13 protein-coding genes are annotated in these 12,335 nt (G+C 57.1%); 1 reads left to right on the top strand and 12 read right to left on the bottom strand.

Going from position 1 to position 12,335, the window contains the following annotated elements:
- Window positions 1–153: 153 nt before the first annotated feature.
- The 3 genes from ACR0DH_RS13625 to ACR0DH_RS13615 are packed head-to-tail and all read right to left on the bottom strand — an operon-like array spanning window position 154 to window position 2,931.
- The gene (locus tag ACR0DH_RS13625) at window positions 154–354 is read right to left on the bottom strand and encodes a DUF2783 domain-containing protein (RefSeq protein ID WP_170535501.1); all 201 of its coding nucleotides are present in this window, start codon (window positions 352–354) and stop codon (window positions 154–156) included.
- A gap of 3 nt (window positions 355–357) precedes the next feature.
- The gene (locus ACR0DH_RS13620) at window positions 358–1,974 is read right to left on the bottom strand and encodes an FAD-dependent oxidoreductase (RefSeq protein ID WP_480549855.1); all 1,617 of its coding nucleotides are present in this window, start codon (window positions 1,972–1,974) and stop codon (window positions 358–360) included.
- 6 nt (window positions 1,975–1,980) lie between these two features.
- Entirely contained in the window at window positions 1,981–2,931 is a 951-nt protein-coding gene (locus ACR0DH_RS13615; protein ID WP_480549853.1) for an MBL fold metallo-hydrolase, read from the bottom strand.
- A gap of 137 nt (window positions 2,932–3,068) precedes the next feature.
- Here ACR0DH_RS13615 and ACR0DH_RS13610 point away from each other — a divergent pair, with 137 nt between their 5' ends.
- Window positions 3,069–3,557, top strand: a complete 489-nt coding sequence (locus tag ACR0DH_RS13610) for a MarR family winged helix-turn-helix transcriptional regulator (RefSeq protein WP_480549851.1) — start codon at window positions 3,069–3,071, stop codon at window positions 3,555–3,557.
- Window positions 3,558–3,573: 16 nt separating this feature from the next.
- Here ACR0DH_RS13610 and ACR0DH_RS13605 read toward each other — a convergent pair whose 3' ends face one another.
- The 9 genes from ACR0DH_RS13605 to paaZ all read right to left on the bottom strand — a co-directional run bounded on the left by ACR0DH_RS13605 (window position 3,574) and on the right by paaZ (window position 12,284).
- On the bottom strand, window positions 3,574–4,335 hold the full coding sequence (locus ACR0DH_RS13605; protein ID WP_480549849.1) for a Phenylacetic acid catabolic protein: 762 nt from the start codon (window positions 4,333–4,335) through the stop codon (window positions 3,574–3,576).
- Window positions 4,336–4,348: 13 nt separating this feature from the next.
- Complete coding sequence (locus ACR0DH_RS13600; protein WP_480549847.1) at window positions 4,349–5,422, bottom strand: 2Fe-2S iron-sulfur cluster-binding protein; 1,074 nt, start codon at window positions 5,420–5,422, stop codon at window positions 4,349–4,351.
- A 13-nt stretch (window positions 5,423–5,435) separates the two neighbouring features.
- A complete protein-coding gene (gene paaD / locus ACR0DH_RS13595) occupies window positions 5,436–5,897 on the bottom strand; it encodes a 1,2-phenylacetyl-CoA epoxidase subunit PaaD (protein ID WP_480544525.1) in 462 nt (153 codons plus the stop codon).
- Between the two features lie 6 nt (window positions 5,898–5,903).
- Window positions 5,904–6,662 carry a 1,2-phenylacetyl-CoA epoxidase subunit PaaC gene (paaC, locus tag ACR0DH_RS13590; protein ID WP_480544527.1) on the bottom strand — a complete coding sequence of 253 codons (759 nt, stop codon included), beginning with the start codon at window positions 6,660–6,662 and terminating at the stop codon, window positions 5,904–5,906.
- Window positions 6,662–6,946 carry a 1,2-phenylacetyl-CoA epoxidase subunit PaaB gene (gene paaB / locus ACR0DH_RS13585; RefSeq protein WP_480544528.1) on the bottom strand — a complete coding sequence of 95 codons (285 nt, stop codon included), beginning with the start codon at window positions 6,944–6,946 and terminating at the stop codon, window positions 6,662–6,664. The genes paaC and paaB overlap by 1 nt, the downstream gene beginning before the upstream one ends.
- Before the next feature lie 23 nt (window positions 6,947–6,969).
- A complete protein-coding gene (gene paaA, locus ACR0DH_RS13580; protein ID WP_480544530.1) occupies window positions 6,970–7,947 on the bottom strand; it encodes a 1,2-phenylacetyl-CoA epoxidase subunit PaaA in 978 nt (325 codons plus the stop codon).
- A 68-nt stretch (window positions 7,948–8,015) separates the two neighbouring features.
- Window positions 8,016–9,218 carry a 3-oxoadipyl-CoA thiolase gene (gene pcaF, locus ACR0DH_RS13575; RefSeq protein WP_480549845.1) on the bottom strand — a complete coding sequence of 401 codons (1,203 nt, stop codon included), beginning with the start codon at window positions 9,216–9,218 and terminating at the stop codon, window positions 8,016–8,018.
- Window positions 9,219–9,388: 170 nt separating this feature from the next.
- Complete coding sequence (locus tag ACR0DH_RS13570) at window positions 9,389–10,204, bottom strand: PaaX family transcriptional regulator C-terminal domain-containing protein (protein ID WP_480549843.1); 816 nt, start codon at window positions 10,202–10,204, stop codon at window positions 9,389–9,391.
- A gap of 49 nt (window positions 10,205–10,253) precedes the next feature.
- Window positions 10,254–12,284, bottom strand: coding sequence for a phenylacetic acid degradation bifunctional protein PaaZ (gene paaZ / locus ACR0DH_RS13565; RefSeq protein ID WP_480549841.1), 2,031 nt, complete (start codon window positions 12,282–12,284; stop codon window positions 10,254–10,256).
- Between the last annotated feature and the right edge of the window lie 51 nt (window positions 12,285–12,335).

Below are 12,335 nucleotides of genomic sequence, written 5' to 3'. Positions count from 1 at the left end.
GTCGACAGGCTGTGCGCAATGCAATAGCCGTGGATCTATTGAAACGTATCAAGCAAACCATCCAATGGGTGGTTTGCTTCCCGGTGCAGGATGATCTTTCAAGCAAAGCGCCTTTCTGTGCGTCCGGACATTGCGCAGTTTGCGTCTGAGCACCTATCTACTAGTAGCTTTTTGGGCCGCAAGCAATGCAGCCTCCAGTGTCGACTGATCGCCAATGTGATTGGCCAGAATCAGGATCAATCGGGCGTTCAGTGCGTGGACGTCAGCCTCGTTTAGCCCGTCATGGGCATTCAGCAGCGCCTCATAGAAATCGTCGCCATTGTCGAAGTTCGGGGTCAAGATCAGGTGTGACATAGCTTAGCCCCTCCCCAAGGCTTTGTGCATAGCTGCTTCAAGGGCAATTGGATCAAACCGTGGCCAACGACCGGCAACATGCTGATCGGGGCGGATCAACAAAACGGCTGATTGAGCCTCGCCCAAATAGCGTTCAGCCAAATGGCCTGTGACGTTCTGAAGGGTAAGACAATCCAGCGACTGTTCAGCCACTTCTAGCTGTTTAGGCAGATCGCAATTCAGGGCGAGAATCGAGAATGCACCAGCGTTGAGACGATCCAGCAGATACCCGTTTTCCAAAGGCGCATCAGGTAGTGGACTGCCGGGTCGTGTGCAAGCTGGCCCATCGGGCATCCCGTCGTCACTATTTAGCGGCGAAAGATCATAGGTGCAGGGCACCGACAGGCGACCCGAATTCACCAAAGGGCGCGCGAAATCAAAATCGGTGACCAGATCAAGCACCGCATCGCGGAACAGCGCGTGTGCAGGGTTCCGAGGCGTCAGAAAATCAGCGCTGCGGCTGGAGTTTTTGATGTTCTCCATAGCGCCATGCTTGCGTTCAGAATGGTAGCTGTCGAGCAGCACATCTGGCGCATGGCCTTGGATCACTGCGGCCAGTTTCCACCCAAGATTGTCGATATCCTGAATGCCGCCATTGCAGCCTCGGGCACCAAAAGGGCTGACCTGATGCGCGCTGTCGCCTGCAAAGAATATCCGACCATGGCGATACTCTTTCATCGTGCAGCAGCGGAACGTGTAGATTGATGACCAGACCGGCTCGAACTCTACGTCTTCCCCAATCATCGCTGATACTCGGGTGGCGACCTTATCAGGGTCCAGTTCGGCCTTGCGATCAATGTCCCATCCAAGCTGGAAATCAAGTCTCCAGACATTATCAGGCTGCTTGTGCATCAGGGCAGTTTCACCACGATTGAACGGCGGATCGAACCAGAACCGACGCTCGACCGGGAAATCCGCCTTCATCTTGATATCCGCGATCAGGAAGTTGTCTTCGAACACGCGGCCTTCGAAACCAAGCCCAAGCATCTCGCGCGTGGGCGAGCTCGCGCCGTCACAGGCTACAAGGTAGTCGGCTTCGACTTGATAGGGTCCATCCGGCGTATCGACGTCCAAAAGGACGTGATCTTGGTTTTGTGTCAGCGCTGTAAGTTGGTTCTGTCCGCGAATCTCAATCGGCGCGCCCAAAGCTTGCTGGCGGCGAATTTCCTCGACGATGAATTGCTCGAAATAGGGTTGTTGCAGGTTGATGAAGGCCGGGCGTTTGTGGCCTTCCTCTGGCAGCAGGTTGAACGAGTATATCTCTTCCGTGTCACGGTAGACCCGGCCCAGATTCCAGACCACGCCTTTCTCGACCATGGGTTCCCCGCAGCCTAGACGGTCGCAAATTTCCAGTGTTCGTTTGGAAAAGCAAATCGCGCGGCTACCCATGCCCACGCCGTCATGGTCATCCAGCACAAGGCACCCAACGCCTTTCTTACCAAGATCCAGTGCAAGCGCCATTCCAACGGGACCACCACCCACGATAACAACCGGATGGCGGCTGGGTCTGGTTGCATCCTGATCGGGGACCCTTTCATAAGGATAAAGCTGAAATGCCGTTTGATATCGTGCTGTAACCATGGCGGTTTACCCCTGCAGGGCCTCCCACATGTCCAAATCGCGCTGAGCGGTCCAGATCCGGGGTGTGTCGATGCCGCGGGCCTCGTCATAGGCGCGTGCCACATTGAAGGGCAGGCAGTGTTCATAGATGGCGTAGTCTTTGAACTTGGGATCGCATTCTGCGCGGACCGCGTCCCATGCATCTTTGAGGGAGCCGCCCTTGGCGGCAATAGGTTTCACCGCATTATAGGTGCTATCCACAAAGTCGCGCGTATTGGCCAAGGCTGCGTCGACCATCTGACGCCCGACAAGCGCATCCCCACGTCCGGGGGCAATGCTTTGCGGATCGTAAGACTTGACTGCATCCAGCGTTGCGCCCCAATCTTCGAAATGGCCATCACCGCAGTAGCAGGCTGAATGATATTCGACGATATCACCGGTGAACATCGTCTGGCTATCGGGAACCCAGATGACGCTGTCACCCGCCGTATGCGCGCGCCCGATCTGCTTGATCACAACCTTACGATTGCCCAGATAGACGGTCATCTGATCGTCGAAGGTTGTTGTGGGCCAGGTCAAACCGGGGATGCTTTCATGCCCTTCAAACAGGCGCGGAAAACGCTGAAACTCGCTGTCCCAGTCTTCCTGTCCGCGCTCCACCACCATGGCGCGCGCCGTATCGGACATGATGATCTGATCTGCGCCAAAGGCTGAGGCCCCCAACACACGCACAGCATGATAATGGGTCAGAACCACATGAGAGATTGGCTTGTCGGTCACGCCGCGCACGCAGTCGATCACCTTTTGTGCAAGGCGCGGGGTGGCCTGAGCCTCAATGATCATGACACTATCGTCACCAATGATCACGCCCGAGTTCGGATCGCCCTCGGCGGTGAATGCGTAAAGCCCTTCGCCGATCTCGGTGAATGAGATATTCTTTTCAGACATATCCCCTTGGCTTGCGAATGCTTTGGCCATGATCGGCTTCTCCCTGATACGGCCGCCCGTTTGCATGCGAAGCGACAGTTTGTTTCATCTGCAACGAGCTGTTTGTCTTTGCAAATGAGGCAAAAGTCAATATCGTTCTAGATGCAACGACCTTGGATATTGCCTATATGTCTGACGAATTTAACCTGTCTTCCTTCTTGCCATACCGGCTAGCGATATTGTCCGAGCGGGTCAGCCGCCGCTTGTCGGTCGAATATGACCGGACACATGGGCTGGTTGCTGCAGAATGGCGGGTGTTGGTGCATCTTCAGCGCTGTGTAACTGCATCGGTCCGCGATATCCGAACCTATGTGAACCTTGAAAAGCCACGGGTCAGTCGCGCGGTTTCCAAACTCGAGGCGGACGGGCTTGTCACAAAGGTGCGGGGTGATACGGATGCGCGGCTTGTTTCGATTTCGCTGACCGATGCAGGGCACCAAGCTCTCGCCGAGATATTGCCCGCCGCCCGAGAGATCGAAGACCGTTTGCTGGCGGTCGCCAGCCCCGACGAATTGGCAACATTCTTTGATGTCATAGAGCGCATGCATCATGTTCTGGACAAGGACCCGCAGGCCAAGCCGCGCTCGGCCATGGATCTGGACGGTGTTGAGACCTGAAGCCAACCCCACGCTTCTAGGAAGGCGCCGACAATCCCAGCGTTTTCAGGGTCTCAGCCGTCGTCTTGTGCCAACGGTCGCGCAATGAAGCGTTTGTGGTCCGCCGCAGCCCAAGTAATTTCAAAAGCTCGAACCGCTTATCATCGTCACCACCGAATGAGCCAGCAACGCGGGGCCACCAGTAGGTGACTGAAGTTTGCATAGGCTCAGCTTCGCCCAGTTCGATCAGTTTGATCGCCCCCTCCTTCGCCAATTCACCATGATGCGCCTCGATTGGAGCAATTGCGCGGAAAGCTTCGGCCAGCGGCTGATATGAAATTGTTGAATATTCGGCCAGTTGTTCGGCCACAGCACCGCTCATGAGCAGGTTCATGATCACCGCGTCCGACCAGCCCGAAAACGGATAGTTGAACACGGCCAGACGCATGTCATGTTCGGACCGGGTGGCCCCGATATCAGCATCCCGGTTCAGCCGCGCTGTCCAGGGGTGATGATTGGCATAACGGTCCGTATCGACGCCAAACTCGCCCATGATGTTCAAAACGCGATCTGCATGATCCGTTTTTTCAAGCACGATCTTTGAGGCGGCGATGCGTTCCTTGATACCCGGTCCAAGGTTGATCACATCTGCAAAACCTGCTGCCCCTGCCAGCTCACTGTCGACAAATGTTGCCATCAGTTTCAACAGCTCCGCGCGATAGCGTGGCGGAACGTTTGACGGGTTGGTCAGCACACCGCCCGAGGCAAGATAGGTGTCGAGGGTCATGGCGTCGTTCATATCGGGTTCCTCGCTACTGATCGTAATCCACGACCACGCGGTCTGTCAGCGGATAGGCCTGACAGCTGAGCACGTAGCCCTTCGCAACCTCGTAATCCTCAAGCGCGTGGTTGGCGAGCATCTCAACCTCGCCTTCCAGCACCTTGCAGCGACAGGTTGAACACACGCCGGCCTTGCAGGCGTAAGGGGCGTCCATCGCGTTTTCCAGGGCGGCATCAAGCACGGACATGTCCTTGGGAATGGTCAGAGTCTGGGTCGAGCCGTCTAATGTAATGGACGCACTGGTCTGATTGTCCGTCCGGCTGGCATCCGCCGCTCTTGCCTTGCGCTTTGCGCGACCGGGCTGCGCGCTGGCGAACAACTCGAACTTGATCTGGCTTTCATCCAGCCCGTGGTCGCGCAGGGCGGCGGCAATGCCCAGCATCATCGGTTCCGGCCCGCAGATGAACGCCGTATCGACGTTTTCGATGTCGACCCAGTGCTTGAAAAGGTCCGCGCATTTTTCCTGCGTGACCAACCCGGTGAACAGGTCGATTTCCTGAGAATCCGTTTCCAGAATATGAATCACATTCAAACGGCCCATATAGAGGTTCTTGAGGTCCTCCAACTCCTCGCGGAACATGATCGTGTTGATGCCTTTGTTGGCATAGATCAGCGTGAACCGCGATTGAGGTTCACGGGCGAGGGTGGTTTTGAGGATCGACAGAACCGGTGTCACGCCAGAACCACCCGCAAAGCCGAGATAATGCTTTTCAGCATTTTCATTGATCGGAGCGTGGAAGCTGCCCATGGGCGGCATGGCCTGCACAATGTCACCGACACTCAGCTCAGCGTTGGCCCAGCCTGAGAACGCGCCGCCATCAACACGTTTGATGCCAACCTGCAGAACGCCATCGTCTTTGCCTGCACAGATCGAATAAGACCGGCGCAGTTCTTCGCCCTCAAAATCGCGCCGGAATGTCAGGTACTGACCGGCGATAAAGTCGAATTCTTCCGTTGCACCATTCATAGGTTCGAGCGTCACAACCACCGCATCGCGGATCGTTTTGTGGATATCGGTAACTTTCAGATCGTGGAAACGTGCCATCCGGTGCTTCTCCTCAGATGCACTTGAAATAGTCGAAGGGTTCCAGACAGTCGGTACAACGCCAATGCGCCTTGCACGGGGTCGAGCCAAACTGGCTGACTTTTTCAACTGCCTTGCTGCCGCAGTGTGGGCAACGCTCGGGGCCGCCTGCCGGTTGCGGCGGGGCGATCCCGTATTCTTCCAGCCGGGCGCGGCCTTTGTCGCTGAGCCAATCCGTGGTCCAGGCGGGCGCGATGGTGGTTTCGATCTTCAGATCCTTGATCCCCTGATCCCGCAGCGCCGTTTCGATGTCCATGCTGATGACTGAGGTCGCAGGGCAACCGGAATAGGTTGGGGTAACCGTCACAGTCAGTGTGCCCGCATCCCAGTGCACATCGCGCACGATCCCAAGATCGACCACTGAAATCACAGGGATTTCGGGGTCAGGAACAGCATCCAGCCATTCCCAAATCTGGTCCGTTGGCACCCGTTCCATGTGGGCCTACCAGCTAGCGCCGGGATAGGCGCGTTGCAGCCATTGCATCTGAGTCAGCAGATGCCCCAGATGTTCCGTATGCATCTGCCCGTTGCGTCCGCCCTTATGCGCAAATGCGCTGTCGGGGATGGTCAGCGTCGCATCTGCCAAAACCCGCTGGACCAATGTGTCATACTCGGCGCGCAGATCAGCGGGATTGGGCGCGATACCTGCTGCCACCATCTCGGCATCCACCTCATCGCTGGCGAACATCTCACCCACATAGGGCCACAGATAGTCCAGCGCCGCCTGCATCCGGTCATGACTTTCGGTTGTTCCGTCGCCCAATCCAACAACCGTGTCGCTTGAGCGTTCCAGGTGATAAGCGACCTCTTTGCTGGCCTTCGCAGCGATGGCCGCAACACGGTCGTCTGAAGACTTAATCAGGCGCCCCAGCATGATCGAATGCCACGAATCGAACAGGAATTGGCGCATCAGGGTCCGGCCGAAATCTTCATTCGGAACCTCGACCATAAGAACATTGCGGAAATCCCAAGCATCACGCAGAAAAGCCATGTCATCAGCGCTCTTATTGCCATCGATTTCGCCAGCAAGGCCCAGCCACATCTGGGTTTGGCCGATCAGGTCCAACGCGGTATTGGCCAGCGCGATATCTTCTTCCAGCACGGGTGCATGACCGCACCATTCGCTGACGCGATGACCCAGGATGAGTGTATTGTCACCCATTCTGAGCAGAAACTGCAGGAAGGCTTCGTCGCGACTCATTACATCGCCCCCACTTCATCGGGAATGTCGAAGAATGTCGGGTGACGGTAAACCTTGCTTTCGCTGGGCTCATATAGCGGGCCTTTGTCACTGGGGGATGAGGCCGCAATGTTGTTCGCCTCGACCACCCAGATCGACACGCCCTCGTTGCGGCGCGTATAGACATCGCGTGCGTTCTTGATTGCCATTTCCGCGTCAGCCGCGTGCAGCGAGCCGACATGGCGATGGCTCATCCCGTGTTGACCGCGGATAAAGACTTCCCAAAGGGGCCATTCGTTTTTCATCGGGTTTCCTCCTCAGGTCAGGCTTATTCAGCGGCCACTTGACCGGCGCGTTTCTTCTTTGCGTGCGCCAGCAGGCCGTCCCGCACCCATTGCCCGTCGTCCCAGGCCTTATTGCGGGCGGCCAGACGGTCGGTGTTGCAAGGGCCGTTGCCTTTGATGACGTCAAAGAACTCGGACCAGTCGGGTTCCGAGAAATCGTAGTGGCCGCGTTCTTCGTTCCATTTCAGGTCCGGGTCGGGGACGGTCAGGCCCAGGAATTCGGCCTGCGGCACGGTCTGGTCGACGAATTTCTGACGCAGCTCGTCATTTGTGTTCATCTTGATCTTCCAGGCCATCGATTGGGTCGAATGAACCGAGTCCTTATCCGATGGCCCGAACATCATCAGCGATGGGTACCAGAACCGGTTCAGGGCATCCTGTGCCATCTTCTTCTGCTCGGGCGTGCCTTCAGCCATCTTGCGAATGGCGTCGTATCCCTGACGCTGGTGAAAGCTTTCTTCCTTGCAGATGCGGATCATGGCGCGCGAATACGGCCCGTAAGACGTGCGCTGCAACGGCACCTGGTTCATGATCGCGGCACCATCGACTAACCAACCAACCGCGCCGATATCGGCCCAGTTCAGCGTGGGATAGTTGAAGATCGATGAGTATTTCATGCGGCCGTCCAGCAGCATTTCGGTCAACTCGTCCCGGCTGACGCCCAGTGTTTCTGCCGCGCAATACAGGTACAGCCCGTGCCCGGCCTCGTCCTGCACCTTAGCCAGCAGGATCGCCTTGCGTTCCAGCGTCGGCGCTCGGGTGATCCAGTTGCCTTCGGGCAGTTGTCCAACAATCTCAGAGTGGGCGTGCTGACCAATCTGGCGGATCAGAGTTTTGCGATAGCCTTGCGGCATCCAATCCTTCGGCTCGATCTTGATGTCCGCGTCGATTTTTGCCTGAAATTCGGCAAGCTTTTCGGGGTCATCATTTGTGGCCTCGGATTTAACCATTTGTGCGTACATCTTGTGTCCTCCGTTCAGGTTGACCCAGACTTGAACCGATCAGCACGGTTCGTTCTGTGATCTGCCCGTCAAACCCGTTCCAAAATCAAAGCGGCACCCTGTCCGACGCCCACGCACATAGTGCATAGCGCGTAACGACCGCCTGTCCGGCGCAGTTGATACGCAGCCGTTAGCACCAATCGCGCGCCAGACATGCCAAGCGGGTGACCCAAGGCAATTGCGCCTCCATTTGGGTTCACATGCGCTGCGTCGTCGGGCAGGCCCAACTCTCTGAGCGACGCCAATCCCTGGGAGGCAAAGGCCTCGTTCAACTCTATCACATCCATCTGTTCGATGGTTAGCCCGGCCCGGGCCAGCACCTTGCGACTGGCCGGTACTGGGCCAATCCCCATGATGCGCGGTTCAACCCCGGCAACAGACATGCCCACGACGCGCGCGATTGGGGTGAGGCCGTTCTTTGCGGCCGCTCCCTCATTCGCCATCAATATGGCTGCGGCGCCGTCGTTGACGCCCGATGCATTGCCCGCCGTTACTGTATTGTCTGGTGCATTCACCCCTTTAAGGCCCGACAGTTTTTCTGCCGTTGTGCCCGGGCGTGGGTGCTCATCGGTATCGATCACAACCGGATCGCCTTTGCGCTGTGGAACCGAGACCGGGGTGATCTCATCCGCGAACAGACCTGCTTTGTGTGCGGCGGCCCACCGGGCCTGACTGCGCGCGGCGAAACTGTCCTGATCTGCGCGGCTGATACCGTAGTCTTCCGCCACGTTGTCAGCGGTTTGCGGCATTGAATCAATGCCATAGGCTTGCTTCATCTTTGGATTTACAAAGCGCCAGCCAATCGTTGTGTCATAAACCGCATTGCTGCGCGTAAACGCGGATGTCGCTTTGGGCATCACAAAAGGCGCGCGGGACATGCTTTCGACCCCGCCCGCGATTGCCAGGTCATAGTCTCCTGCCTTGATCCCGCGAGCCACCATCCCAACCGCATCCATCCCGCTGGCGCACAGACGGTTCAATGTGGTTCCTGGCACCTCGACCGGCAATCCGGCCAACAAGGCAGCCATCCGCGCTACGTTCCGGTTGCTTTCACCAGCCTGATTGGCATCCCCATAGATGACGTCATCCACGCTGGGCCAGTCCACTTGCAGGTTCCGCTCTTTCAAAGCAGCCAGCGGAATGGCCGCCAGATCATCCGTGCGGATCGAGGACAACGCACCTCCATACCGCCCGATCGGAGTGCGCGTCGCATCGCAAATGAATGCATCCATCCGTGAGGTCTCCTAGGTGTTCACGTTATTCATAGACCGTATGGTCGGTTTATAGGGTTTCTACCGATTCGAGGCAAGTATCATGTTACCAAAAAATATCGATTTCGGACATATCGGTAACATATCGAATCATCACCACCGATGCTTGGCACGGTTGGCCGTGATCCAGCTTAGCTGCTCAATTCAGCTTCCAACGCAGAGAGCTTTGGCCGGGGCAACCGGTCCAGAAGGTCAGAAACGGCCGCTCGGCATTCTGACCCTTTCCAATCGAAGGGAAGGAAATCTGATGGAAACACCGGGTGGCGCAGTACGATGCGGCGCCAATTGTGTACGACGAGGACGCGTAACATCGCGGTTTCCATCGGATCGTCCACACCGGTTCTAGGTAGAAGGCCATCGACGATATGAACAGATTCTAAGAAATCAGCATATGCTGTTTTCAACGGCTGCGGCCCGAACAGGTCTTGCAACCAGTCAGGAACAGAAATGGCGCTGGTCTCATAGCCCAGCAATTCCTCCAGACCATCCGGCATAGGTCCCGAAGCCATAGCTGTTGCCGGATTGAGTGACACGTAGTCGCCGGTCAGCAATAGGTCAGCCAGTTCTTTTCGGGATGTGTCGGAGTTGTTTGCAATCAGCACGTGCCAGATATCCGGCATACTGACTTCACGCCCATAAATGCGCGGTGCGGCTGCAGCGCTTTGATTGCGCCCATAGTCCGTGAGGTGATGGGTGCTTGCGCGCCCGATGCGGGTGCTTTCGATCCACCCGTCTTTGCGCAACCGATGCAAGGCAACCCTTGTTGCCTCAGCCTTGATGCCAACGCGACCCGTCAACGCCGTAATAAGTGAGCCGCTGATCTGGTCCGATCTGTTTTGCGCAAGATCGCCAAAAATTGTCACCAAAACCGACCACACCCGCAGGGAGTCGGTGGATGTCAGTCGACCGATACAGGAGTCAAACCAGTCGTTGGGCGCGTCTTTCATGACCGCAGTATAGGCGGGCCGGGCTGAATTGCCATCCGGCCCGAAGCCTTTAGTAGGCCACCATGGTCAGCAGCTCGTATTCAGCGACAAGTTCATCATCCTGCTGAGTCAGCGTGACGTGCCAGCGAACCTCGCCATACTGATCATTGCGTTTCGTCTTTGACTTGACGGTCAAGCGCACCTTGATGGTGTCCCCCGGCACAACCGGCTTCATAAAGCGCAACCCGTCAAGACCGGTATTGGCCAGGACAGGGCCCTCGTTCGGTTCGACAAACAACCCGGCGGCGAAGGACAACAGCAGGTATCCGTGCGCGACGCGACCAGGGAAGAACGGGTTCCTCTCCGCCGCGGCCTGATCCATGTGCGCATAGAACGTATCGCCCGTGAATTCGGCGAAATGTTCGATATCATCCATCGTTACAACGCGCGGCGCAGTGTGGAGTGTCTCGCCGATTTCAAGATCGTTATAGCGTCGGGTGAAGGGGTGGGCGGGTCCTTTGATTTCGGTTGCGCCCGGAACCCATTTGGACCCGATCGCGGCCAGGATGTCCGGAGACCCTTGAATGGCCGTGCGCTGCATATAGTGTTTCACGCCCCGCACGCCGCCCATTTCCTCGCCACCACCCGCGCGGCCGGGACCTCCATGCACCATATGGGGCAGAGGGGAACCATGGCCGGTAGATTCTTTCATCGAGTCGCGGTTGTTGAAGTAAAGCCGCCCGTGATAGGCCCCGGCGCCCATGGCGAATTTGCAAGCGACATCCGTGTCATGCGTGATGACCGACGCAACCAAAGAGCCCTGTCCCTTATTCGCCAGCTCAATCGCGTGATCGGTATCGCGGTATCCCATTATGGTGCTGACCGGGCCGAAGGCCTCGGTGTCATGGACGCGCGTTGCCGCATCCGGATTGGCGCAATGGAACAGCATCGGCGGCAGGAATGCCCCTTTTTCGGCATCTGCACCGTCAAGGGCAAAGTCATTCGGATCGCCAAACACACGCTCGGCTTCTTGCCCAATGACCGCGGCTTTTTCCAGCACATCCCGTTTTTGACCATTCGAGACCAGCGCTCCCATGCGCGTGGTTTCAAGTTTCGGGTCCCCGATGACCGTTTTGGACAGGCGTGCGGAAAGGGCTTCGATCACCGCCTGGACCTGTGGTTCAGGCGCGATGATCCGGCGGATTGCAGTACATTTCTGACCCGCCTTTGTTGTCATCTCCCGCTGAACTTCTTTGATGAACAGATCAAATTCCAGCGTTCCCGGTTCTGCATCGGGGCCCAGAACCGAACAATTCAGGCTGTCTTGTTCAGCAACAAACCGTACCGAATTCCCAAGAATGACAGGGTTGGAGCGCAGTTTTAATGCCGTGTCTGCCGAACCAGTAAAACTGACCACATCCTGTAAGGTCAGACGATCCAGCATATCCCCCATACCGCCTGAAACAAGCTGCAGTGCCCCGGCTGGCAGAATGCCCGAGTCCAGGATCAGCCGCACGCACAGTTCAGTGACATAGCAGGAGTTTGTCGCCGGTTTGACGATCGCTGGAACACCAGCAAGCAGAGTCGGGGCGAGCTTTTCCAGCATGCCCCAAACCGGAAAGTTGAACGCATTGATGTGGACCGCCACGCCTTGCAGTGGGGTGCAGATGTGCTGGCCCAGAAACGTGCCGTTGCGCGATAGCTGCTCGACGTCACCGTCCAGATATACATGTCCGTCCGGCATCTCGCGGCGGCCCTTTGATGCGAAAACGAACATGGTGCCGATCCCGCCATCGATATCGATCAGGTGATCTGATTGCGTGGCGCCCGTATTAAACGACAGGTCATACATGGCCTGCTTATGCTGCCCCAGATGCAGAGACAGCGCCTTGAGCATCTTGGCGCGTTCGTGAAAGGTCAGCTTACGCAGCGCAGGCCCGCCAACTTTTCGGGCATAGTCCAGCATGCCCTGCACATCCAAGCTGTTGTTGCCAGCGGTTGCGATCACCTCGCCCGTTACGGCGCTGGCAATAGTGCGGGCCCCGTCGCCCGGGGCAATCCATTCGCCCGCTGCGAAACTTGAAATCTGCTGGATTGTCATGAGCCACTCCTCAGTCCTGAGATGATCTGCGCGGGCTTGCGCGCGATGAAG

The organism is Ruegeria sp. I1, assembly GCF_056532675.1.
The sequence above is the reverse complement of the archived record's forward strand: the minus strand, read 5'-3'. Positions and strand labels throughout refer to the sequence as shown.